The 22,422-nt window shown below is 62.7% G+C and carries 21 protein-coding genes; 9 read left to right on the top strand and 12 right to left on the bottom strand.

Annotation, left to right across the window (positions count from 1 at the left end; translation table 11 throughout):
* Positions 1 to 20: 20 nt before the first annotated feature.
* Positions 21 to 491: an ester cyclase gene (locus V1277_RS17015; protein ID WP_334417326.1), complete on the bottom strand. Its 471-nt coding sequence runs from the start codon at positions 489 to 491 to the stop codon at positions 21 to 23.
* Between the two features lie 117 nt (positions 492 to 608).
* Here V1277_RS17015 and V1277_RS17010 point away from each other — a divergent pair, with 117 nt between their 5' ends.
* A complete protein-coding gene (locus tag V1277_RS17010; RefSeq protein ID WP_028351014.1) occupies positions 609 to 1,217 on the top strand; it encodes a TetR/AcrR family transcriptional regulator in 609 nt (202 codons plus the stop codon).
* Between the two features lie 12 nt (positions 1,218 to 1,229).
* Here the strand turns inward: V1277_RS17010 and V1277_RS17005 are convergent, their stop codons facing one another.
* Positions 1,230 to 1,607 (bottom strand): hypothetical protein, encoded by a 378-nt coding sequence (locus V1277_RS17005; RefSeq protein WP_334371027.1) that lies wholly within the window; start codon positions 1,605 to 1,607, stop codon positions 1,230 to 1,232.
* Positions 1,608 to 1,784: 177 nt separating this feature from the next.
* Between V1277_RS17005 and V1277_RS17000 the strand changes: the two genes are divergently transcribed.
* Positions 1,785 to 2,096 carry a putative quinol monooxygenase gene (locus V1277_RS17000; protein ID WP_334417325.1) on the top strand — a complete coding sequence of 104 codons (312 nt, stop codon included), beginning with the start codon at positions 1,785 to 1,787 and terminating at the stop codon, positions 2,094 to 2,096.
* Between the two features lie 2 nt (positions 2,097 to 2,098).
* On the opposite strand, the gene V1277_RS16995 is transcribed toward V1277_RS17000, so the two are convergent.
* From V1277_RS16995 to V1277_RS16965, 7 genes are all read right to left on the bottom strand, one after another.
* Positions 2,099 to 3,376 carry an RNA polymerase sigma factor gene (locus V1277_RS16995; protein ID WP_334417324.1) on the bottom strand — a complete coding sequence of 426 codons (1,278 nt, stop codon included), beginning with the start codon at positions 3,374 to 3,376 and terminating at the stop codon, positions 2,099 to 2,101.
* Positions 3,373 to 3,852 carry a YciI family protein gene (locus V1277_RS16990; protein ID WP_334417323.1) on the bottom strand — a complete coding sequence of 160 codons (480 nt, stop codon included), beginning with the start codon at positions 3,850 to 3,852 and terminating at the stop codon, positions 3,373 to 3,375. The genes V1277_RS16995 and V1277_RS16990 overlap by 4 nt, the downstream gene beginning before the upstream one ends.
* A 101-nt stretch (positions 3,853 to 3,953) precedes the next feature.
* Positions 3,954 to 4,655 (bottom strand): AprI/Inh family metalloprotease inhibitor, encoded by a 702-nt coding sequence (locus V1277_RS16985; RefSeq protein WP_334417322.1) that lies wholly within the window; start codon positions 4,653 to 4,655, stop codon positions 3,954 to 3,956.
* On the bottom strand, positions 4,655 to 5,644 hold the full coding sequence (locus V1277_RS16980; RefSeq protein ID WP_334417321.1) for a 2-hydroxyacid dehydrogenase: 990 nt from the start codon (positions 5,642 to 5,644) through the stop codon (positions 4,655 to 4,657). Before V1277_RS16980 ends, V1277_RS16985 begins: the two co-directional genes overlap by 1 nt.
* Positions 5,644 to 6,432: an ABC transporter permease gene (locus V1277_RS16975; protein WP_334417320.1), complete on the bottom strand. Its 789-nt coding sequence runs from the start codon at positions 6,430 to 6,432 to the stop codon at positions 5,644 to 5,646. The genes V1277_RS16980 and V1277_RS16975 overlap by 1 nt, the downstream gene beginning before the upstream one ends.
* Positions 6,429 to 7,241, bottom strand: coding sequence for an ABC transporter ATP-binding protein (locus V1277_RS16970; protein WP_334417319.1), 813 nt, complete (start codon positions 7,239 to 7,241; stop codon positions 6,429 to 6,431). Before V1277_RS16970 ends, V1277_RS16975 begins: the two co-directional genes overlap by 4 nt.
* 6 nt (positions 7,242 to 7,247) lie before the next feature.
* Positions 7,248 to 8,267 carry an ABC transporter substrate-binding protein gene (locus tag V1277_RS16965; RefSeq protein WP_334417318.1) on the bottom strand — a complete coding sequence of 340 codons (1,020 nt, stop codon included), beginning with the start codon at positions 8,265 to 8,267 and terminating at the stop codon, positions 7,248 to 7,250.
* Positions 8,268 to 8,407: 140 nt separating this feature from the next.
* On the opposite strand from V1277_RS16965, the gene V1277_RS16960 reads away from it, so the two are divergent.
* The 4 genes from V1277_RS16960 to V1277_RS16945 all read left to right on the top strand — a co-directional run bounded on the left by V1277_RS16960 (position 8,408) and on the right by V1277_RS16945 (position 12,511).
* Positions 8,408 to 9,217 (top strand): creatininase family protein, encoded by an 810-nt coding sequence (locus V1277_RS16960; RefSeq protein ID WP_334417317.1) that lies wholly within the window; start codon positions 8,408 to 8,410, stop codon positions 9,215 to 9,217.
* Between the two features lie 152 nt (positions 9,218 to 9,369).
* Positions 9,370 to 9,627 (top strand): hypothetical protein, encoded by a 258-nt coding sequence (locus V1277_RS16955; RefSeq protein ID WP_028351026.1) that lies wholly within the window; start codon positions 9,370 to 9,372, stop codon positions 9,625 to 9,627.
* 511 nt (positions 9,628 to 10,138) lie between these two features.
* Entirely contained in the window at positions 10,139 to 12,142 is a 2,004-nt protein-coding gene (locus V1277_RS16950) for a carbohydrate porin (RefSeq protein WP_442894494.1), read from the top strand.
* Between the two features lie 18 nt (positions 12,143 to 12,160).
* Positions 12,161 to 12,511, top strand: coding sequence for a DUF3147 family protein (locus V1277_RS16945; protein ID WP_334417316.1), 351 nt, complete (start codon positions 12,161 to 12,163; stop codon positions 12,509 to 12,511).
* A gap of 104 nt (positions 12,512 to 12,615) precedes the next feature.
* Here V1277_RS16945 and V1277_RS16940 read toward each other — a convergent pair whose 3' ends face one another.
* Both V1277_RS16940 and V1277_RS16935 read right to left on the bottom strand, forming a co-directional pair.
* A complete protein-coding gene (locus tag V1277_RS16940; protein WP_334417315.1) occupies positions 12,616 to 14,247 on the bottom strand; it encodes an FMN-binding glutamate synthase family protein in 1,632 nt (543 codons plus the stop codon).
* A gap of 437 nt (positions 14,248 to 14,684) precedes the next feature.
* The gene (locus tag V1277_RS16935; protein ID WP_057841999.1) at positions 14,685 to 15,458 is read right to left on the bottom strand and encodes a ferredoxin--NADP reductase; all 774 of its coding nucleotides are present in this window, start codon (positions 15,456 to 15,458) and stop codon (positions 14,685 to 14,687) included.
* A gap of 289 nt (positions 15,459 to 15,747) precedes the next feature.
* Here V1277_RS16935 and V1277_RS16930 point away from each other — a divergent pair, with 289 nt between their 5' ends.
* The 3 genes from V1277_RS16930 (at position 15,748) to V1277_RS16920 (ending at position 19,155) form a co-directional block, all read left to right on the top strand.
* On the top strand, positions 15,748 to 16,746 hold the full coding sequence (locus V1277_RS16930; protein WP_334417314.1) for a hypothetical protein: 999 nt from the start codon (positions 15,748 to 15,750) through the stop codon (positions 16,744 to 16,746).
* Positions 16,746 to 18,062, top strand: a complete 1,317-nt coding sequence (locus V1277_RS16925; RefSeq protein WP_334417313.1) for a bifunctional folylpolyglutamate synthase/dihydrofolate synthase — start codon at positions 16,746 to 16,748, stop codon at positions 18,060 to 18,062. The genes V1277_RS16930 and V1277_RS16925 overlap by 1 nt, the downstream gene beginning before the upstream one ends.
* 91 nt (positions 18,063 to 18,153) lie before the next feature.
* A complete protein-coding gene (locus tag V1277_RS16920; RefSeq protein WP_334417312.1) occupies positions 18,154 to 19,155 on the top strand; it encodes an NADP-dependent oxidoreductase in 1,002 nt (333 codons plus the stop codon).
* Positions 19,156 to 19,261: 106 nt separating this feature from the next.
* Here V1277_RS16920 and V1277_RS16915 read toward each other — a convergent pair whose 3' ends face one another.
* On the bottom strand, positions 19,262 to 22,420 hold the full coding sequence (locus V1277_RS16915; protein ID WP_334417311.1) for an efflux RND transporter permease subunit: 3,159 nt from the start codon (positions 22,418 to 22,420) through the stop codon (positions 19,262 to 19,264).
* Positions 22,421 to 22,422: the final 2 nt, after the last annotated feature.

Below are 22,422 nucleotides of genomic sequence, written 5' to 3'. Positions count from 1 at the left end.
TCCTGATTCGCGGGCGGAAGTCATTCGGCAGCAAGCTGCCGGACGCCGGCATCGCCAAATATCCTGCGGCGTACCGCGTCGGTTGAGACGCCGGACTGCGCGCAGAGTTCGGCAAGGTCAAAGAAGAACCGCTCGTGGACGATCCGGTCGTCCTTGAACGCAAACTGGATGAATACCGGGAGGTCTGCGCGACTGCCGTTCGGCACCACGCCGAAACGATCGCCGGTCATTGTCATCTGCACGCGGCCCCAGCAGACGAGCGTATCGTCATTGGCGGCATGGTCCTCCAGGGTGACATTGTAGTCAGGGAACGAAGCGAAGAACCGGCTCAGCACCTTCTCGTTCTCTGCAAGACCACGGGCGGTGGTTCCGAAGGCCGGGTTTTCCAGCACCATCTCGTCGTGGAGGACCTTTAGCGCTGCCGGCACGTCCTGGCGGCTCTTCGCGACCGCCAGAGCCTGCGCCAATTCAAACATTCGATCGCTGTTCATCACCTCTCCTCCCAAAGCTCCCACGGGTTCACCCTAAACTCATACCATATGTTTTTTACATACCGTATGTATGTTATATGTTGATAGGATCCTAAGCGTCAAGTGGTATGTCGGGGCATGCAGGAAGCTGGACGCGAACGAACCCGCCGCGAGGAATACACGGAAGCCACGAGGCAGGCGCTGCTGGCGGCCGGCCGGGACATTTTTGCGAGCGAGGGCTACCAGGCGGCGGGAATCGAGGCGATTTCGCGCGCGGCGCGCGTGACGCGGGGCGCCTTCTATCACCACTTCGAGGACAAGAAGGCGCTGTTCGACGCCGTGGTCGTCGCGCTGCAGATCGAGGCCGCGGCCCGGATCGAAGCGCGAGCGAAGATGGAGCGCAAGATATGGGACCGCCTGACCGAGGGCATCGAAGCCTATCTCGACGCCTGCCTCGAGCCGGCCTATGCGCGCATCGTCATCCAGGAAGCGCCGGCGGTGCTCGGCAATGCCCGCTATCGGGAGATCGAGGAAGCCCATCCGATGGCCCTGCTCACCGCGACGCTTGCCGCGCTAAAGCGCCAGGGCGAGCTCGATTTCGAGGATATCGAACTCCTGAGCCGCATGGTTGATGCGATGATCTGCGAGGTGGCGCTGTTGCTGCCCGGGGCAGAGAATCCGAAAAGGCTCCGTGCCCGCGGGCAAAAGATCATCGGCAGCCTGCTCGGCGCCTTCCGTACCACCTGAACGCAAGCGCACTCACGGCGCGACCCATCGTTGCACCGCCTCGGCGGTGTCAGCCGGCGTGGTGTTGAAGCAGATGCGCGTCTGCGGCGCGGCGAGGTGAACCAGATTGATGATCCGCTCGAACAAGTGCAGTCGCTCTCGCGGCTCACGTAGCCCGGCGCCGATCACCACGCAGTCATAATGCTTTGCGCCCAGCGCCGCCGCGGCGACGGCTTCGGCGGTGTCGCCGAGATCGATCAGGCAGCTATCGGCCTCATAGCCGATCGCGCGAAGCTGCTCGATCTGAGCTCCAACATAGCTCGTCATCAGTTCGGCCGTGAGCCCCGGGAAGGCGCTAAAGTCGACGAAGGAAGGCTCGATGCCGATGGCGAGCACGGTCTTTTTGGCCATGCGGCTGCTCCAGTCAAACTATCTCCGGGGAAACGCGCGCATCGCCAAGCTGGTTCCGGCTTCGACATTGACATCATTATTCGACATGTACCGAAGCATTCTTGTCGCAAGATCAGCCATTGTGATCCGCATCGCCGCTCCAACGAGCACGTGCTGGATGTTTCACAGGAGAACGCCATGGCTGTCACAAGCAACGCTAACCAGAACCTGGTCGTCACTGCATTCTGGGAAGTCAATTCGGGCGAGGAAGCCACCGTCGCGGAGCTTCTCAAGGATTTTCTGCCGCAGGCACAGCGTGAGCCCGGCGTCAGACAGTTCCAGATTCACCAGAACATCGCAAAGCCACGAGAATTCTTCTTTTACGAGGTATTTTCAGGCGAGGCGGCCTTTGCCGAGCATCAGCAGACCGACCACTTCAAGAACATCATTCTCGGGCAGGCGCTTCCGAAACTCGCCAAACGCGAGCGGTCGCAGTTCCGGTTCATCTGAAGTCAGGACGGCTTCGGCGCGCCACGGCTCGTCTCAGTGGCCCGCCGCCGCAACAATTCGCGTTCGCGCTTGTTGGTCGCAAGCGTTGACGCGAGCTCGAACGCCGCGCGGGCTTCTGCAACGCGGCCGAGCTTGCGAAGCAGATCGCCGCGGACGCTTGGGAAGAGGTGATAGGTCTTCAGCGCGGGCTCGCCCGCCAATCCGTCCACGATCGCAAGCGCAGCCGCCGGCCCTTCGGCCATACCGACCGCCACGGCGCGGTTGAGCTCGATGATCGGCGAGCGCACCAGCGCGCCCAATTTGGCGTAGAGCTCGGCGATGCGCGGCCACTCCGTTTCATCAGGTGTAGCGGCCCTGGCGTGACAGGCGACGATCGCGGCCTGCAGTGCATAGAATCCGCACCTGCCGCCGAGTTCGCAGGCTCGCGCCAGCGCCAGCAACCCGCGGCGGATCTGAAGCCGGTCCCACAGCGCGCGGTTCTGGTCCATCAGGAGAATCGGATCGCCGGATGCGTCGGTGCGCGCCGCGGTGCGCGAAGCATTCAACTCCATCAGCGCGAGCAGGCCGTGGGCTTCAGCTTCCTGCGGCGCGACCAGCGTCAGCACGCGGCCCATGCGCAGCGCGTCGTTGCAGAGCTGCGGCCGCAGCCATTCGTCGCCGCGGGCGGCCGTATAGCCTTCGTTGAAGATGAGATAGACGACCTCCAGCACCGAGGCGAGCCGTTCCGAAAGCTGCTCGCCGCGTGGCGTTTCGTAGGCCAGTCCGGATTCGGACAGCGTCCGCTTCGCCCGCACGATGCGCTGGGCGATGGTCGCTTCCGGCTGCAGGAAGGCGCGCGCGATCTCTTCCGTGGTCAGACCGCAGATCATCCGGAGCGCCAGCGCCGCGCGCGCCTCGCGCGACAGTCTCGGATGGCAGGCGGTGAAGATCAGCCGCAGCAGCTCGTCACCAATATCGTCGTCGAGTGCGGCGTCCGGGTCCGGCATCGCCAGTTGCTCCTGCTCGAGGTCGCGCGTCAGCATCTCATGCTTACGCGCGAGCATGCTGCGGCGGCGCAGATGATCCAGCGCACGGCGCTTGGCCAGCGCCATCAGCCACGCTCCGGGCTTCTCCGGCACGCCGCTGGCGGGCCAATGCTCCAGCGCCGCGACCAGGGCTTCCTGGGTCAAATCCTCCGCCAGCGGCACGTCGCGCAGCATTCGCGACAGCCCCGTGATCAGGCGCGGCTGTTCGATGCGCCAAACCGCGAGGATGGTGCGATTGATGTCGGCGGCCGTCATCGCCGCCGACTGTGTGCGCCGAACGTGCGCATCAGGCGTGAGCGCGAATGCCGACCTCGCATGCGCCATCCACGCCGGGCGTCGCCAGCACGCGAACTTCGCAGGTGCCTTCCCAGCCCGGCATATGCTCGATGTGCAGTTGCATGAACTCCCTCGCGGCGGCCACGGCCTCTTCCATGTCCCGCGAGCTCGAAGATTGCGTAACCGCCGATCAGCTCCTTGCTCTCGACGAACGGTCCATCGATCACGCCAAGCTTGCCGTCCGTTATCCTGACCTGCGCCCCGGTCATGGCAATCGGCATCAAGCCGCCGGTGTCGAGCATACGGCCGGCCTTGATCTCCCGTTCGGCGAGCTTGCCCATCGCCTCCATCAAAGCCGGCGTCGGGCCTTTGTCGGGCTGGGACGAAGTAACGATATACATGAAGCGCATGGCAAAACTCCCGTTGAGGCGAGTTGCGGCGGTGATCGCCCGCAAAACTGGCTCGCTATGGGAGACGACGAACGGGACGGCGCCGGATCGACAGGCGTTCTGGAAATATTTCGGGAGCCAGCCCAGCCGGGCGGCCGGCCGCCGGTCTACTGCCCCCGGACCATGATCAGCGGATCGGCGGTATCAGGCACGCGCCGCCATTGCGCATTGTCGTCGGCCTCGAACTGCCAGGTTTCGCCTTTGGCCGACATCAGGATCATCTGTCCGCGCTCCAGCCGCCACTGGTTTGGCGCAAAGGCCGCAACCGCCGGATCGCATTTCGGCTTCAGGAACACCTGGAAATTATCGCCCGTCGCCTCGGTGTTGGTCAGGGTCAGGCCGCAGACCGTCTGCCCATTGCCGCGAACCATCGACCAGTCGCCGATCATCTGGTCCATCGACTTGGCGAGCGAGCGGGCGGCAGCGAGGTTCTGCAGGATGTAGACGCCCTCGCCGGTCCGCAGGCCCTCGAAAATGCCGCTCTCGACTTCGGTGAAGTCGATCACCGGCTGGCCCGCCGCGTCCTGCAGCCGCACGATGTCCAGCCCCTTGATATTCCAGGCCGTGATGTCCTTGGTGAACGGCAATGCCTTGGCGCAACCGGGCTCAAGCTCGAGCTTGAGCCCTTGCGGGGTCGCATCGCCCTTCATCGTGATGACGCACGTCTTGCTGCGCTCGGTCGTCGCAAGCTCCCACTGCCCGACCATTTCCTTTTTCAGGGCCGAGGCATCCTGCGCCGAGACCTGCGGCGCAAGCGCGAGCAGCGCCGTCAGCGCTGCTGCCGTAATGCCTGAACGCCCAAGCACCATCAGCGTCCCTTCACCGGGGTCTCCGGAACAGGCGTCAAGGGCGCCTTGCCGGCAAACCAGTTTTTCAGGTTGTCGACGACCAGTTGATCCATGGCGTTCCGCGTTACCACCGAAGCTGAGCCGATATGTGGCAACAGCACGACATTTTGCATGGCCATCAACTCGTCCGGCACGTTCGGCTCGTTGGCAAACACATCGAGCCCGGCGGCGAGGATAGTGCCGGATTTCAGCGCCGCGACCAGCGCCGGCTCGTCGACGACGGAGCCGCGCGCGACGTTGATCAAAACGCCGCGCGGACCAAGCGCCTGCAACACGTCGGCATTGATCATCTTGGCGGTCGAGGCGCCGCCGGGGACGATGACGATCAGCGTATCGACCGCCTTCGCCATCTCCATCAAGTCGGGATAATGCTGGTAGGACACGGCCGGCGACGGATTGCGCGAATGATAGCAAACCGGGACGCGCGAGGCCTCGAGCCGGCGGCCGATCGCCTGTCCGATGCGGCCCATGCCGACGATGCCGATCTTGCGGTCGCGCAGCGAACCGGCGCTCAAGGGATAGTTCTGGGTCTGCCACTGGCCGGCGCGCAGATAGCGGTCGGCCTTGACGAATTCGCGCAAGGTCGCGATCAGAAGCCCCATCGCGACGTCGGCGACTTCTTCCGTCAGCACATCGGGCGTATTGGTGACGACGATATTGTGCTCACGCGCATAAGCCGAATCGACGTGGTCGTAGCCGACGCCGAAGCTCGCGATGATTTCGAGCTTCGGAAATTGCGACAGCGCCTTCGCGTCGGCCGGCACCATGTGATAGGTGACCGCCATGCCGCGGATTTTTGCGACCGTATCTGATGTCAACCGCTCGAGGTCGGCGCGGCTCTCCGCCATATGCAGGACGTACTGATCCGGAAAGCCGTTTTCCAGGATCGGCCTGACAGGTCCGTAGATCAACAGATCGATCTTCTCGGACGAAATATTCGCGGCAGCCATCAATTTTCCTTTCCAAGCGCGCTCTCATGCCAGCGCCGTAGTACCAGATGCGAAACTAGCGCCAGCAGCCCATAGATGACAATCCCGGCCACCGACAGCAACAACAACGCCGCGAACATTCGGGGAATGTTTAGGCGATAACCGGACTCGGCGATCCGGAAGGCAAGGCCGGAGCCGGCGCCTGCCGTACCCGCGGCGATTTCGGCGACCACGGCGCCGATCAACGACAGGCCGCCCGCAATCCGCAAGCCACCGAGGATGAACGGCAGGGCCGCCGGCAATTTCAGGTACCGCAACGTCTGAAGCCGTGACGCGCCATAGAGCTGAAAAAGCCCGGCCAGATTGCGATCCACCGAATTCAGCCCGAGCGTGGTGTTGGACAGAACCGGAAAGAAACCGACGATCCAGGCGCAGACAATGACCGCGGTCTGCTGCGGCAGATAGATCAGCAATAACGGCGCAATTGCGATCACCGGCGTGACCTGCAGGATCACCGCATAGGGAAACAGCGAATATTCCAGCCATTTCGATTGGTTGAACACGAGCGCCATCGCGACGCCGCCGACGGCTGCGGCGATGAAACCTTCCAGCGTGGTGAGCAAGGTGACGCCCAGCGATTCCGACAGCACCGGCCAGTCACTGACGAGCGTCTGAAACACGGTTGTCGGACTCGGGAGCACATAGGGCTGGATATCGTTGACGCGTACCACGAATTCCCACAACGCCAGGCCCGCTGCGAGCACGACAACGGGAAGCAGCATGCGGCCGATGTTCTGCAGGGAACTCATGCGCTACGCTGCCCGGAATAGGAAGGCGCCAGCGCATTCGAGACCTCGCGGCAATAGCCGGCATAGTCGGCCGAGGTGCGAAACTCCTCCCCGCGCAGCTCCGGCGTTGCGATGCGAAACTCGGCGCGGACGCGCCCCGGGCGCGCCGTCATCACGATCACCCGCTGCGACAGATAGACCGACTCGAATACCGAGTGGGTGACGAAAATGACGGTCTTGTGCAGCTTCCGCCACAGCGCCAGCAGGTCGTTGTTGAGCCGAAAGCGCGTGATCTCGTCGAGCGCCGCGAACGGCTCGTCCAGCAGCAGAATATCCGGGTCGGTGACCAGCGCCCGCGCCAATGACACCCGCATCTTCATGCCGCCCGACAATTCGCGGGGATATGCACCGGCAAATTCGGCAAGGCCAACCTGCGCCAGCGCCTCCTCGATACGCCGATCGGCTTCGGCCGCCGCCGCATGCGCAAGCTTCAGCGGCAGGCAAACGTTGTCGCGCACGCTCGCCCACGGCATCAGCGTGGGCTCCTGGAACACGAAACCGATGGGATGCCGCCCATCCGCCTTGTTGGCGCGATGGGAAACGCTCACCGCGCCCGCACTCGGCGCGCCGAGCCCCGCGATCAGCCGCAGCGCGGTGGATTTTCCGCAGCCGGAAGGCCCGAGCAGCGAGACGAATTCGCCCTTTGCGACATCAAGGTCGAGCGGCCCGAGCGCGGTCACGCCATTGTCATAGGTCTTGCTCACCGCGCGCAGACGCACTGCAAGGCCCGCCGCATCGCTATCCGTCTCCGACAATGCGGGCCCAGCCATCTTGCGTCAGTTCTTCGGCCGCAGATCGAGACCGACGGCCTTGTTGACGAAGCGAAGCGTGTAGGCCTGGCGGTAGTCGATATCGCGGCGAACCACGCCGGCCCGCACCATCTTGTCGAAGAAGCTCGCCACGCGCGCGTCGTTCATGGCGCCGATGCCGTCGCGCAAGGTATCGCCGGAATCGACGATGCCGTATTCCTTCATCTTGGCGACGGAATAGCTCAGCAGTTCGTCGGTCATTTCGGGGTTGATCTTCTTGATCATCGCGTTGCCGGCGGAATTGTCGCCGTAGAGATAGTTGTACCAGCCGATGACGGAGGCATCGACAAAGCGCTGCACCAGGTCCGGCTTCTTGTCGACGATCTCGCGGCGGGTCTCGATCAGCGTCGAATAGGCGTTGAAGCCGTGATCGGCGAGCAGGATCACCCCGGGCTTGAAGCCGGCCGCCTTCTCGACGGCGTAGGGCTCGGAGGTAACGTAACCCTGCATCGCGCTCTGCTTGTTCACGATGAAAGGCTGCGGATTGAAGGTGTAAGGTTTTACCTTGCTCTCGTTGAAGCCGTATTCCGACTTCAGCCACTGAAAGTAGCTCGCCACGCCTTCCTTGGAGACCAGCAGTGTCAGCGGCTTGAGATCTTCGAGTTTTGCAATCCTGGTTTCCGGATGGGTGAGGAATACCTGCGGATCCTTCTGGAAGATCGCGGCGACCGCAATCAGCGGCACGTTATTGGCAACGGCGTCGAACGATTGCAGCGTGTTCGCGCTCATGAAAAAGTCGAGCTTGCCGGCGGTCAGCAGGATGCGGTTATTGGTGTTGGGCCCGCCGGGAACGATCGTGACGTCGAGCCCGTATTTCTTGTAGGTGCCGTCGGCGACCGCCTGGAAGAAGCCGCCATGCTCGGCCTCCGCGACCCAGTTGGTTCCGAACGACACCTTGTCGAGGGTTTCGGCGCGCACAGGCATCGGTCCTGCGGCCAACGCCAGAAGACCTGCGGTTAACGCTCGCAGCAAAAAGGCCGGGTTCATGGTTGGACTCCGTCGATCATTCTGGCCCATGATGAGAGGCTAAGGACAACGTCCCCGAGGGGTTTGATCCAGGGATCGGACCATCCCCGGACTATCTAACAAACTACCCTGCAAATTTATCCAAAGAAACGCTTCGCTCGATGGCCTCAACCGTTCCGCCCCGCGACTGGACCGACATCCGCTGGCCCGACATCGCCGCGGCCGACGCCGCGCGCTGGATCGCGGTGCTGCCATTGGCAGCCACCGAACAGCACGGCCCGCATCTGCCGCTGGAAACCGACGTCCTGATCGGCGAGGCCTATCTGGCGCGGGTGCGCGAGCTGTTGCCCGTCGCGCTGCCCGTTACCTTTCTGCCGCTGCAGCCGGTCGGCATCTCCACCGAGCACATCGATTTTCCGGGCACGCTGACGCTGCCGACCGACGTCGCATTGAAGGAGTGGATGGCGATCGGCGAGCGCGTCGCGCGGTGCGGAATCCGCAAGCTCGTGATTGTGACGAGCCATGGCGGCAACAGCGCGGCGATGTCGCTGGTCGCGCAGGATCTGCGCGCACATCACGGGCTGCTCGTGGTGACCACCAGTTGGTCGCGCTTCGGCGCGCCGGATGGATTGTTTTCCGCGGAAGAGCTGCGTCACGGCATTCATGGCGGCGCGGTCGAGACCTCGATCATGCTGGCGCGCTATCCGCACGCTGTGCGGATAGAGGCGATCGCCGATTTTCGCCCTGCCAGCATCGCGATGGAGAAAGAATTTCGTTGGCTCTCGGCGCATCGGCCGGTCCCTTTCGCGTGGCAGGCGCAGGACCTTAACGAAAGCGGCGCAGTGGGCGACGCCACCAAAGCCACTGCGGAGAAGGGCGAACAGCTGCTCGATTACGGCGCGCGGGCGTTCTGCGAACTGCTCGATGACGTCGACAAATTCGATCCGGAATTGTTTCTTCGTAAAGCATAGAATCGCGATTTATTCTCGTAACTATCTGAAATATCGAAGAAATAAACGACGAAACCATATTTCCGGCCGTCTTTTCGAACCGCTTTCCAGCGCGTTCCGTCCAACTGGGCATGCGGACCACAATGGCCGCTTAACAGAGGATGGAGACTTCCATGTCGATCAAGACCAAGTTCGCCGCTCTCGCTCTCGCTACCCTTGCCGTTACCGGCGGCATGGCTTCCACACAGGCTCAGGCCAAGCCGCTGCACTGGGGTGTCGGAGCCGGCCTCGTTGGCGCAGCCATCGTCGGCACTGCGATCGCAGCTTCGGGCCCCCACTACTACTATGACGGCTATCGCCGTTGCGGCTGGGTCCGCCAGTTCGACGCTTTCGGCAATTACATCGGCCGCGTCCGGACCTGCGCTTACTGATTTCTGCGGCTGACTTGGTTGCTGTTTGAGAAGCGATTTCTTTGCAAGCAAGCCACTTCAGACCCTGAAAACGCTTCTCTTGTCTAACGCGCTTTCTTCACGCGAACCGGAAGGGCCACTTCGCTCGAAAACGCTTTGTCGTGGATCAGCGTCCGGCACGGGCGCCTCATCCACCCCCGTGCCGCACCCGACCCGCCCGGTTGTCCCCCCGGGCGGGTCACCCATTTGCGGACTATCGCCCTGACCGGGCCCGGTATGTTGCGCGCACGTCACGCAACGATGTCATTTAGACGAAGCAGTTCAATGCTTCTTGCAATTGCGAATTGTTCCCAACAAAGCTCGCAAAGCGGATTGCGCTCCTGCTCGATCCGGCTTCGGCCGGGAACAGCCGCTAATCCACAAAAAGAGGCTGGGCCGACGATTTCAGGCGATCTCTTTGGTGGTGGCGCGCCGGCAAATCTGCAGTGATAAGAGCGACCGCCGGAACGTTAGCGCCCAGAGTGCCCACACGATGACCCGCCGCAGCCAATACCGAGTTTACTTGCTGGCTGGCCTGGGCTTCGGCCTGCTCGCATTGGATGGCGTTGCCAGCGCTGCCGACATGTCCCTAAAGGCCCCGGCCGTCAGAGCCGTCCATAGCTGGACAGGTTTCTATCTCGGCGGCCATGCCGGTTATGGCGGCGGCAGCTTCGGCCCCGGCACCAATCCGCTGCCGCTGCAAGGCGTGTTTTTTCCCCACAGCATCACGGGCCTGATCGGCGGCTATCAGGCCGGCTATAATTTCCAACTCCCGAACGATCTGGTGTTGGGCGCCGAGGTCGATATTTCATTCGTGAGCACGCTTGACCGTGCACGGCTTGTGCCGGCCCCTTTCAACACCACCCTCGACTACATTGCCACGGCCCGGGGCCGCGTCGGGTACGCCTTCGGAACGCTGCTGCCCTACGTGACCGGCGGTGTCGCCTGGGCCCGGACCCACGTCGACATCAACGATGTCGACGGCAGCGTGGTATCCGAGCGCGGGCACGCGCCTCTCGGCTGGACCGCAGGCGCTGGCGTCGAATATGCCGCCGATGCCAAGTGGAGCGCGAAACTCGAATACGGCTACATCGATCTGGGTACCCGAACGCACGGGCTTGCGGACGTACCGCTGCCGGACGTCGCAGTCGACCCGAAGATCCACACCGTCAAGCTCGGATTGAACTACAAGATCTGGGACGGTCTGCCTTCGGCGACGGCAGGCGATTACGCCATCAAGCCACCCATCCCTCCTGCATCCAGGGGCTGGAACGTCCACGCTCAGACGACCTTCATATCTCAGGGCTATCCGAGCTTCCGCTCGCCGTATCAAGGCACGAACAGTCTGCCCGGCGCCGGACGCGTCAGAGAGACCTGGACGGTCGGAGCCTTTCTCGGCTGGCGATTGTGGGACGGCGGAGAGCTCTATTTTGGTCCGGAGCTTGCGCAGGGCTTCGGAATCGGCGGCACATTAGGCTTGGCAGGTTTTTCAAACGGCGAAGCGCAAAAAGGCGGCGCCGAGTATCCGAGATTCCGCGCGCAGCGCTATTTCTTCCGGCAGACATTCGGGCTGGGTGGCGAACAGGAAGAAGTGGCCGATGCGGCCAATCAGTTGCCGGGCAAGCGCGACATCGACCGCGTCACGGTAACGGTCGGGCGATTTGCGGTCGGAGATTTTTTTGACGGCAATTCCTACGCAAAAGATCCGCGCATCGATTTCATGAACTGGGCAATGTGGGCGTCCGCGGCCTATGACTTTCCGGCCGATCTCCCCGGATTTACGCGTGGCGCCGTCGTCGAACTCAATCGCAAGGACTGGGCCGTGCGCGCCGGCCTGTTCCAGGTGCCGTCCGCTCCCAACAGCGACGTCCTCACTTTTAAGACCGGCGGCGCGGTGGTCGAGTTCGAAGAACGTCACACCGTGCTTGACCAGCCCGGCAAATTGCGACTCGGCATCTTCGCCAACCGCGGCAATACCGGCAACTACCGCAACGCGCTGACGATCAGCGCCGCAGACCCGACGCTCGACATCAACAACGTCATGACAGACATCCGGCGCCAAAATCTCAAATACGGATTCTACGTCAACGCCGAGCAACAGGTCATGAACGACGTCGGCGTGTTCGCGCGCGCGAGCTGGAACGACGGCCGGAGCGAAATCCTGTCGTTTACCGACATCGACCGCAGCGTCTCGGCAGGCCTATCAGTCAAGGGCGGCTATTGGGGACGGCTGAGCGATACATTCGGTCTGGGTGGCGCAATTAACGGGCTTTCCGGCGCGCACCGCGATTTCCTGGGGGCCGGCGGTCTCGGCCTGCTGATCGGCGACGGCCGTCTCAACTACAGCAACGAACGAATCCTCGAGACCTACTACGCTTACGCGCTCACCAAGCAGATCACGCTGACGGCAGACTACCAGTTCATCACCAATCCCGCCTACAATGCCGACCGCGGCCCGGTTCACGTGTTCTCCGGCAGGCTGCACGGAGAGTTCTAGTGCCCCTCGAGGCACCCCATGCTCTACTTCGTGATCAAATGCGCCCTGTCCGGCATTATCATCGCGGCGGTGTCGGAAATCGCCAAGCGCAGCCCGGCGTTCGCTGCGCTCATCGTGTCGCTGCCGCTGCTTTCGCTGTTGAGCTTCCTGTGGCTCTGGCATGACACCGGCGATGCGGAGCGCATTGCCGGTGTCGCGGAATCGACGTTCTGGTACGTGCTGCCGTCGCTACCGCTGTTCCTGATATTGCCGGCGCTGCTCAGGGCGGGCGTGGGCTTTTGGCCCAGCCTCGCCGCCGGCTGCGCGGTGACGATTGCGCTTTACTTCCTCACCGCCTGGATGCTCGCCAAATCCGGCATCCGCCTTTGAAGCGACAAATTCTCCCGGCCGCGCCTTTCGCAGATGCGCCCTGCCGCCTAGATGCAGGTGGCTCTTGGGGGATGTTCGGCCGGCTGCGGGAGACCGCTGGGATTTTATCCCGCCGGTTGGAACGAATCTGCGCGCGCCATCGCCCATGCATCGCGGAAGCGCGGATCCTGGGTGCCTTCGATCAACTCGCCCGGACGCAGCGACGGATAGAGTTTCGCGAATGACATGACCTCTGTGCTCGACGTGCGCTTCGAGAAGTGGATTGGCCGCAGTTGCTTCGGGTGGTCGAGGCCGGCGGCCGCGAGAAGCTCGGACAGCGCGTGCAAGGTGGCATGATGGTACATGTAGACCCGCTCGGTCTTGAGTGGCACCACCAGCGCCCGGGCGCGGGTAGGATCCTGCGTCGACACGCCGGTCGGACAACGATCGGTGTGGCAGCTCAAGGACTGGATGCAGCCCAGCGCGAACATGAATCCGCGCGCGGAATTGCACCAGTCGGCGCCGATTGCCATGGCGCGCGCCATGTCGAAGGCGGTCGCGATCTTGCCGGCAGCGCCGATCTTGATGCGGTCGCGCGCATTAATGCCGATCAACGCGTTGTGGACGAAACTGACGCCCTCGCGCATAGGCATGCCCAGATGATCCATGAACTCCAACGGCGCCGCGCCGGTGCCACCTTCATTGCCGTCGACGACGATGAAGTCCGGATAAATGCCGGTCTCCAGCATCGCCTTGCAGATGCCTAAGAATTCCCAGGGGTGGCCGATACACATCTTGAATCCGGTCGGCTTGCCGCCCGACAGCCTGCGCATCTCGCCGATGAATGCCATCATCTGCAGTGGTGTCGAAAACGCGCCGTGAGTGGCTGGCGAAATGCAATCCTCGCCCATCGCGACGCCCCTGATCTTGGCGATCTCCGCAGAGACCTTGGCTGCCGGCAGCACACCGCCATGCCCGGGCTTGGCGCCCTGGCTGATCTTGAGTTCGACCATCTTGATCTGGTCGTCGGCCGCGACGCGGGCGAATTGCTCCGGGTTGAACGAACCATCGCGGTTGCGGCAGCCGAAATAGCCGGAACCGATCTCCCAGATGAGGTCGCCGCCGTTTTCGCGATGATAGGGACTAACACCGCCTTCGCCGGTGTCATGCGCGAAGCCGCCCTTCCTGGCACCTATGTTCAGCGCGCGCACGGCGTTGGGGCTGAGCGCGCCAAAACTCATCGCCGAGATGTTGAAGACCGATGCCGAATAGGGTTTGGTGCAATCCGGGCCGCCGATGGTGACGCGGAATTCCGACGCGCTACGAGTCTTCGGCGCCACCGAATGATGCATCCATTCGTACCCCTCGCGATAGACGTCTTCCTGGGTGCCGAACGGCCGCTTGTCGAGCTGCATCTTGGCGCGCTGATAGACCAGAGCGCGGGTGTCGCGGGAAAACGGCATGCCGTCCTTCTCGCTCTCGAAGAAGTACTGCCGTATCTCCGGACGAATTTCTTCGAGCAGAAAACGAATGTGCGCCGAGATCGGATAATTGCGCAACACCGCGTGGTTCTTCTGCAGGAGATCGCGAATGCCCAGCAATGTAAACGCGCCGAAGATCACGATCGGCAGCAGCAGCAACTCCCACACTTTCAGATTATTGTCGAAGATCCCGATGCCGATCAGCAATGCCGTGATGACGGCGCAGATCGTCAGCACGATGTAGCGTGGCGAGAACGGAAGCAGCAGCGTTTCCATGGAACCCCCTACCCAAATTATCCTTGCCGGACGGCAGCTTAGTCCAATCGCCGGAACGGGCGCTACACGATATACGGAGCGACCTTCACGGAAGTGACGGCAGCTTGAAAAATAAACGGGATGCTCCCGGTCCGAATGAACCTATCGCCTTTTTGCAGTGCAGCGTAATGGCGTGGAGACGAGTGCAGTCCTTGCCGCACAACCTCACCACGCACCGGCACGCACGCTCTATCAACCGTCGCGGGCAACGAGCCGCGCGACGTCCGAGAGTGGTTATAGCAGTGAGGGAGATTGGAGGTAACGTTCCCCGGATGCTGCGCAACGCGCCGCACTTACGGCGTGGTGCGCTGCTGATCCGGGGTCCATCCAAGGTGGCAGGTCCCGGCTCTGCGGCGCACCGCCGAAGAAGCGCTGCACCGCGTCCGGGACAAGAAGTCTCAGCGCTCGACGAACGCCTTTTCGATCACGAAATGGCCGGGCGTGTTGCCGCTGCCTTCGATGAAGCCGCCGGATTCGAACATCTGCTTCAGCTCCTCCAGCATGGCCGGGCTGCCGCACATCATGATGCGGTCGGTCTCGATATTGAGCGGCGGCTGGTGGATGTCGTTGAACAACTGCTCGGATGAGATCAGGTCGGTGATGCGGCCGCGATTGCGGAACGGCTCGCGGGTCACGGTCGGGTAGTACAGCAGCTTCTCCGACAGCAGCGGCCCGAACAGCTCGTCGTCGCGCAGCTTGGCGACCAGGTCTTCTCCATAAGCAAGTTCGGAAACCTGGCGGCAGCCGTGAACGAGCACGATGGTCTCGAACCGCTCATAGACGTCGGGGTCCTTGATCAGGCTGGCGAACGGCGCGAGGCCCGTGCCGGTCGAGAGCAGCAGCAGGCGCTTGCCCGGAATCAGATTGTCGGTGATCAGCGTGCCGGTCGCCTTGCGGCCGACCAGAATCTCGTCGCCCTCGCGGATCTTCTGCAGCTTCGAGGTCAGCGGCCCGTCCGCGACCTTGATGGAGAAGAACTCGAGCTCTTCCTCGTGATTGGCGCTGGCCATGCTGTAGGCGCGCAGCAGCGGCCGGCCCTCGACCTCGAGGCCGATCATCGCGAACTGGCCGTTCTGGAAGCGGAAACCGGAATCGCGGGTGGCCCGGAAGCTGAAAAGCGTATCGGTCCAGTGGCGGACAGAAAGGACTTTCTCTCTATAGAACGCGCTCATGTGTTTTCGTTTTTCCTGACGTCTCGATGTAGAACGTTTCGGTCTTCGGGCCTCAAAGTGCCAAAAATCAGCGAAATCATCGGCGATTTGGCGCTTCATTTGCGCACAGCAGACACATAGTCAATATGACCTGCAGCACAATTGAGAACTCGGAATGGCTGTCGGTCTAATTTGCAAAAAGGTTCGATCACCTTCGTTAACGCTTTCTCGCGCAATTAACTTGCTGAATTCGCCATCGATCTGGCAATAAATGACTACCTCGAATTAAGAACGTTTCAAAAGAGATCGCATGCGAAGCCCAACTGAGTTTCGAAAGGGAAAACCGGGCTTCTATCCGGACCAGGCGGTCTATGCGGAATTTGCCTGCGCCGAATTCGGACTGGCGTTTCGCGACCTCGACGGCGGCTCGGGCCTGATCTTCAGCGTCGCCGCGCGCGACAGGCTGCTTCATTTCGGCGCCGGCCGATGCTCCTGGTATCCGCAGAATAACGCGACGGCTTCGACACTGGCGTCGGACAAGTTCTTTGCCAGCAGGATTCTGCAAGACGCCGGCGTGCCGGCGCTCGGCGGTGAATATTTCTTCCTGCACGACCGCCACCGCGCGCACCGCCCGGCAGGCCACGAGCGCAGCGATGCAATCGCCTGTTTCAGGACATTGGGCGGGGCGGCCTTCGTCAAGCCTCTCACGGGGTCGCGCGGCGATTTCGCGCAAGCGGTTCATAGCGAAGCGGCGCTCGCCCGCTATCTCGATGAGGTGACGAAATATTACGACTCCGTCCTGATCCAGCCGATCATAGATGGCACAGAGTATCGCGTTTTCCTGCTCGACGATGACGCGCTGTATTGCGCGCGAAAACGCCCGCCGTTCATTTCGGGCGATGGCGTGCGCACGTTCCGCGAACTGCTGACGGCCCATAATGACGCTTTGCGGGCCCGCGGCCTTTCGCCGGCTTCGCTGCCCGATCACGATCCGTCACTCGACACTGTGCCGGCAAATGGCGAACGGCGCGAGATCCCCGGGCGGATGAATCTCAGTGCTGGCGGCACGATGGTGCTGGCGGATGCACCGTCCGAGGAGGCCATCGTGCTGGCGCGGCAGGCGGCGCGCGCGATCGGGCTTCGCGTAGCGGCCATCGACATGTTCGTAGATATCGGTGGCCAACCGGATTCCATGCAAGTCATCGAGGTCAACTCCAACCCGGCGATCCGGCTGCTGGAGGATTCCGACCGCGGCGACCTAATCCTGAAGATCTGGCATCACACCTTCTCGACGATGGGATTGCTGTAGTGTTCGACCTGCCGAAATATGGCGACGGCGTCTGTCTTGCGCGCATGGCCGAGCTGTTGAATGCGCTCAGGATCGATCGCGTGTGGCTGCAGCGCGTCTCGGTCGTGGTGACCGGCTCGAACGGCAAGGGCAGCACGGCGGCGATGGTTGCCAGCATCGGCCGCGACTACGGCCTCCGAACCGGGCTCTTCACTTCCCCGCATCTCTTCCGCTTCAACGAGCGGATCCAGGTCGACGGCATCGAAATCGGCGACGACGCCTTCGCCCAGCGCAAGCGGCTCGTCGACGCCGCCATCGCCGACGTCTCGAAGCGCCGCGGCGAAAGGTTCGGCGCCTTCGAGGCGCTGTTTGCGCTGGCCTGCCTATACTTTCAGGACAGCCAATGCGATTTCGCGGTGTTCGAGGCCGGCATCGGCGGCCGCTATGATCCAGTCCGCCTGATCGGCGCGCGCGAGACTTGCGTCACCTCGGTCGATTTCGAGCATGTCGATCTGCTCGGCAACTCGCTTGAACTGATCGCTTCCGACAAGAGCGATGCCTGCGCCGCCGGCGGCACGATCCTGTATGGCGAAAACTGCCGCCAGCTTCGGCCGCACCTCCTGGAATATAACCGCTCGCGGGGCTGCACCTCGCTGTTTGTTCGCAACGAGGTCCGCATCGACAACGAGGCCGTGGCGGCGTCTGGGCAACAATTTGACTACCAGTTTGGATATCATGATTTTCGTCGCCTTGAGCTTAACCTGGCCGGCGCGTTCCAGTTCAACAACGCGGCCATCGCGGTCACGCTGTTCCTGCTCTGGCTGCAACGCGAGCAGCCGCGCAAGGCTTCTGATCGCATCGAAGCAGCAATACGCGCCGGCCTGCGCAACGTCCGCTGGCCCGGCCGCCTGGAGGTCATCCAGCAAGACCCGCTCACGGTGATCGACGTCGGCCACACGCCGGACGGCATCCGGCAATCGCTGGCGAGCCTCACGTCGATTCATGGGGCCGACGGCTGGATTCTCGTCACTGGCGCCTCGCGCGACAAGAAGGCCGACGAGATCGTCGGCGCGCTGGCGCCGTCGTTCGATACGATCATCTGCACGGCGGCACATCACAAGGGCGCGGACCCGCAAGCCATCGCCGCCGCCGCGCGACTTGGCAATTCCAAAGCAACCATTCATGTCGCGACGACAATCGCGGATGCCGTGCGGCTCTCGCAGGAGATGGCTCGGGAACCAAAGCGCAGAGTGTATGTGGCCGGCGGATTATTCCTGGCGGTCGAATACGCAACCGTCGCGAAGGGCGGCCGCGCGGAGGATTTGGATTTTTTTTGAACGTGGCGCACAATCCCTGCAGTCGAGCGGCTTTTCCGCCGCCAAGCGCATCGGAAAGCGCCCGAATGCGACACCGAGGGGAGAGAACACCATGAGCGACACCGTCAATCGTCAGATCCTGCTGGTCGAAAAGCCGACCGGAAAGCTCGGACCTGAGCATTTCAAGATGGTCAACGGGAGTGTTCCCGAGCCGAAGGACGGCGAGGCGCTGGTGCGGACGCGCTATATTTCGCTGGACGCCGCCAACCGTGCGTGGATGCACGGCGCCACCTATCGCGCTGCCGTCGAGGCCAACACGGTGATGGCTGGTGGCAGCATCGCGGAGGTCGTCGCCTCGAAGGCTTCAAGCCTCGCGCCGGGCGATATCGTATTCGGCGATACCGGCTGGCAGGATTACGCCGCCGTGCCGGCAAAGCATCTGAACAAGATGCCGAAAATGGAGCCGATGACGCATCTGCTCAGCGTCTACGGCATCGCCGGCCTCACTGCCTATTTTGGTCTCCTGCATGTCGGCAAGCCGAAGCAAGGTGAGACCGTCGTCGTGTCGGCTGCCGCCGGCTCCGTCGGATCGATCGTCGGACAAATCGCCAAGATCAAGGGCTGCAACGTCATCGGCATTGCCGGCGGCAAGGACAAGTGCCAGTGGCTCACGTCCGAACTCGGCTTCGACGCCGCGGTCGATTACAAGGACGGCGCCACCTTCAAGGCGCTGCGATCAGTCGCGCCGAAGGGCATCGACGTCTATTTCGACAATGTCGGCGGCGAGATCCTCGAAGCCTGCCTTTCGCTGATGAACAACCGCGGCCGCATCGCCTGCTGCGGCGCGATTTCGCAATATGACGGAGTGCCGTCCGCGCACGGTCCACGCGGCGTGCCCGGCCTGATCGTGGTGAAGCGCCTCGTCATGCAGGGCTTCATCGTGATGGACTTCATGGACCAGAGCGCCGCCGCGCTTGCCGATCTGCAGTCCTGGGTCGCCGCCGGCAAACTGAAGGTGCAGGAGGACGTGATCGATGGAATCGAGAACACGCCGAACGCGCTGATCGGCCTGCTCGCCGGCGAGAACCGCGGCAAGCGCATGGTGAAGGTGTAGCGCCAGCCTTTGTAGGGTGGGCAAAGCCGCTCTTGCGCCGTGCCCACCACCCCTCCGTTCGCGCGCTGGTGGTGGGCACGCTTCGCTTTGCCCACCCTACGGGATCTTAATGCGTCGCCACCGTCGCCTGCACGTCCGCCTTCTTCCGCTTCCGCTCCTTCAGCCAGTTCTCGAACCGCTGGATCACGACGAAGAAGGTCGGCACGAACAGCACCGCCAGGCACGTTGACGCCAGCATGCCCGAGAACACGGTGATGCCGATCGACTTCCGCGCATTGGCGCCGGCGCCGGTGGCGAGCACCAGCGGCACGACGCCGAGGATGAAGGCGAACGACGTCATCAGGATCGGACGGAAGCGAGCGCGCGCCGCCTCGACGGCCGATTCCAACAGCGGCTTGCGGTCGCGCACGTGGAGCTCGAGCGCCACCTCGACGATCAGGATGGCGTTCTTGGCCGACAGCGCGATCAACAGGATGATGCCGATCTGGGTGTAGAGGTTGTTCTCGATCCTCAGCCCGCTCAGCACCAGCATCGGGCCGAGCAGCGACAACGGCACCGCGAGAATGACCGAGATCGGCGCGTACCAGCTCTCATACTGTCCGGCTAGCACGAGGTACACCAGCAGCAGCGCCAGGCCGAACGCCCAGTAGATCTGGCCGCCGACGACCTTCTCCTGATACGACATCGCCGTCCACTCGAAGCCGGTGCCCGGCGGCAGCGTCTTGGCAGCGATCTCTTCCATCAGATTCATCGACTGGCCGGAGCTGTACCCGGTCGCCGGCAGCCCGATGATGGATGCCGATGGATAGAGATTATACAGGCTGATCAGCGACGGCCCGACCGCCGGCGTGATCTTCGCCACCGCGCCGAGCGGGATCATGTCGCCCTGGCTGTTGCGCACCGTCAGTCTTTCGATGTCGCGCGGGGTCAGGCGGAATTGCGCATCTCCCTGCGCATAGACCTGGAAGGTGCGGCCGAACTTGTTGAACTGGTTGACGAAGCTCGACCCCATGTAGGACGACAGCGTCGAGAACACCTGGTCGGTGGTGACATGCATGGTCTGGGCCTTGACCCGGTCCACCTCGACGTCGAACTGCGGCACCATCGAACGGAACGGCGAACTGACCCGTTGCAGCGCGGTTTGCGTTGACGCATTGGAAACGACAGCACCGGTGATCGCCTGCAACTTGCTGAAATCGGAATTGCCGTCGCGGAGCTGAACCTGCATCGCAAAGCCGGCCGCATTGCCGATGCCCTGGATCGGTGGCGGCGGGACCACCAGGATCCGTGCTTCCTCGATCACCGACAACTTTTCGTTCAAGCCGACGAACAGCGACCGCAGATCCTCGCCCTCGCCGCGCGCACTCCACTCTTTGAGGATCAGATAGGCCACGCCGGCATTGGCGAGGCTGGATGAATTGTCGAGCGCGGAAATGCCGGCGATGGTGATCACCTGCTCGACGCCTGCGGTTTTGCCTGTGATGTCGCTGACCCGCGTCAGCACACGCTGGGTCCGCTCGAGCGCCGCACCGTCGGGCAGTTGCACGGCCACCAGCAGATAGCCCTGGTCCTCGATCGGAATGAAACCGGTGGGCACCCGCGACAGGCCGTAACCGCCGATCGCGATCAGGATCAGCGCGCAGATGACAGATATATTGCTGTGCGCGACCAGGCGGCCGATCAGCCGGCCATACCAGGCATCGAGCCGGTTATAGACCCTATTGAAGCCGCGGTAGAAAAAGTTGCGCTGTTCCGGAGGCGCGGGCCGGCGTAGCCACAACGCGCACTGCGTCGGCTTCAAGGTTGCGGCATTGATGGCGCTGAGCAGCGCGGTGGCCGCAATCACCAGCGCGAACTGCGCATACATCCGCCCGGTCAATCCCGGCAAGAACGCTGACGGCAAGAACACCGAGACCAGCACCAGTGTGATGCCGATGATCGGCGCGAACAGCACGTCCATCGCGCTGATCGCCGCGTCATGGCCGGACATTCCCTTCTCGATATTGTGGGCGGCGCCTTCGACCACGATGATGGCGTCGTCAACCACGATGCCGATCGCCAGCACGATCGCAAACAGCGTCGAGATGTTCACGGTGAAGCCGAGTGCCGCCATCGCCGCGAACGCGCCGATGATGGTCACCGGCACCGTGGTCGCCGGCACCAGCATCGCGCGCCAGTCCTGCAGGAAGATCAGGATCACGACGAGCACAAGCAAGCCCGCCTCGATCAGCGTCTTGTAGACCTCATTGATCGATTCGGAGACGAATTTGGTGGTGTTGAACGGCGTGTCGTACTTGATGTCCTGCGGGAATCCCTTCGCCAACTCCGCCATTTTTCTTTGAACCGCTTGCTCGACCTCGAGCGCGTTGGCGCCCGGCGACTGGAACACGCCGATGCCGGTGGCTGGCTTGTTGTTGAGCGAGAACATCTGGCTGTAGGTCTGCGCGCCGAGTTCGACCCAGCCGACGTCGCGCACCCGCGTGACGTCGCCGCTACTGCCGGTCTTGACGATGACGTTCTCGAACTCAGTAGTGTCGTCGAGTCGGCCGCTGACGTTCAGCGTATATTGAAACGCCTGCCCTGCTGGCGCCGGCGGCGCACCGACCTGGCCGGCGGTGACCTGCTGGCTCTGCTGCTGGATCGCAGAGATCACATCCTGCGGCATCAGGTCGCGCGCCTGCAGCTTGTTCGGATCGAGCCAGACCCGCATCGAATACTGGCCAGCCCCGAACACGGTCACGTTGCCGACGCCGGGCAGGCGCGACAGCTCGTCGCGAATGTTGATGGTGGCGAAATTACTCAGGAACAGGCTGTCATAGGTCGCTTTCGGCGATGTCAGCGTCACGAACAAGAGGATCGCCGTCGACCTCTTCTGCACGGTGACACCCTGGTTCTGCACCGATTGCGGCAGTTGCGAGAGCGCGCTCGAGACCCGGTTCTGCACCAGCACCTGCGCGAAGTTGAGGTCGGTGCCGATCTTGAAGGTAACCGTCAGCGAATAGGAGCCATCGGCGCCGCTGTAGGACTGCATGTAAAGCATGTCCTCGACGCCGTTGACCTGTTGCTCGATCGGCAGCGCCACCGTGTCGATCACGGTTTTCGCGCTGGCGCCGGGATAGCGGGTGGTGACCTGCACCGTGGGCGGCACGACATCGGGATATTGCGCAACCGCGAGCCTGAACAGGCAGACGCCGCCGATCAGGATCATCAGGATCGCGATGACGTTGGAAAGAACGGGCCGCTCGATGAAAAATTTTGAAATCATGG

Origin of the sequence: Bradyrhizobium sp. AZCC 1588 (assembly GCF_036924735.1) — a bacterium.
In the GTDB taxonomy this organism is placed as follows: Bacteria; Pseudomonadota; Alphaproteobacteria; order Rhizobiales; family Xanthobacteraceae; genus Bradyrhizobium.
Note: the sequence above shows the minus strand (reverse complement) of the source record. Positions and strands in the feature narration are given on the sequence as shown.